The organism is Streptomyces mutabilis, assembly GCF_014649815.1.
Taxonomy (GTDB): domain Bacteria; phylum Actinomycetota; class Actinomycetes; order Streptomycetales; family Streptomycetaceae; genus Streptomyces; species Streptomyces mutabilis.
On the sequence record NZ_BMTT01000276.1, the window covers coordinates 1 to 549 of the forward strand.

The 549-nt window shown below is 59.2% G+C and carries 1 protein-coding gene; it reads left to right on the forward strand.

Annotated features, from left to right (window positions below):
- Positions 1 to 549, forward strand: a 549-nt coding sequence (locus IE142_RS35815; RefSeq protein ID WP_306432654.1) for a DNA gyrase C-terminal beta-propeller domain-containing protein, incomplete at both ends; no start/stop codon positions are given.

Consider the following 549-nt stretch of genomic DNA (forward strand, 5'->3'; position numbering starts at 1 on the left):
GATGGATTCATGGAGCATCATCGATTTGAAGGATGACGATGAAGTGCTGGCTGCCGCTGAAGCGCGCGATGAGGATCGACTGGTGTTTGTTTCTACCGACTCGTCTTTGCTGACGTTTGATGCGAAGAACGTACGCCCTCAGGGCCGTACCGCGGGCGGCATGGCAGGTATCCGCTTGGCTGAAGGCTGCTCGGTTGCCGCGTTTGCGGTGATTCCCGCCAACAAGGTGGCTTGGAATTACGAGGAGGGAGACAATGGCCTGTTCTCCGCGTCTGGAGCCGTGGTGTTGACGGTTGCCGGCGATTCCGAAGCACTGCCGGGCACGGAGAATGGTTCAGCGAAGGTAACCCCGTTGGAGATGTACCCGACAAAGGGTCGCGGTACCGGTGGCGTGCGTTCGCAGCGTTTCCTTAAGGGGCAGGATACGTTGATCCTCGCCTTCGTGGGCACATATCCGGTACATGCTTCCACGGAGGGCGGTGCCGGCGTGGAATTGCCGAAGCCGGATATGCGTCGTGACGGTTCTGGTACGGAACTTTCCGCGCCAAT